Below are 558 nucleotides of genomic sequence, written 5' to 3' on the forward strand. Positions count from 1 at the left end.
TGACTTTTTGAAAGAAAAGGATTTTTTAGAATGGAGCAGAAGCGATAGCCCGGTGCGCATGTATTTGCGCGAAATGGGGGATATAAAACTTTTAAGCAAAGATGAAGAGATTGAATTGAGCAAGCAAATCCGCTTGGGCGAAGACATTATTTTAGATGCGATTTGCTCGGTGCCGTATTTGATTGATTTTATCTATGCGTATAAAGATGCTTTAATCAATCGTGAAAGAAGGGTTAAAGAGCTTTTTAGGAGCTTTGATGATGACGATGAAAATAGCGTGAGCGATTCTAAAAAAGATGATGACAGCGAAGAAGATGAAGAAAACGAAGAAAGGAAAAAAGTCGTTTCTGAAAAAGACAGGAAGCGCGTAGAAAAGGTTCAAGAAAGCTTTAAAGCCCTAGATAAGGCTAAAAAAGAATGGCTCAAAGCCCTTGAAGCCCCTGTAGATGAAAAAGAAGATGAGCTAGTGCGTTTATTGACCCTAGCTTACAAACGCCAAACGCTCAAAGACAGACTCTATGACTTAGAGCCTACCAGCAAACTGATTAATGAATTAGT

The 558-nt window shown here is 38.9% G+C and carries 1 protein-coding gene; it reads left to right on the top strand.

Features of this window, described 5'->3' with window-relative positions:
• Positions 1–558: sigma-70 factor domain-containing protein (locus tag IE271_RS44705; protein ID WP_229920017.1), on the top strand; the 558-nt coding region annotated here is incomplete at both ends.

The sequence above is a fragment of the Streptomyces minutiscleroticus genome, assembly GCF_014650875.1.
GTDB lineage: Bacteria > Actinomycetota > Actinomycetes > Streptomycetales > Streptomycetaceae > Streptomyces > Streptomyces minutiscleroticus.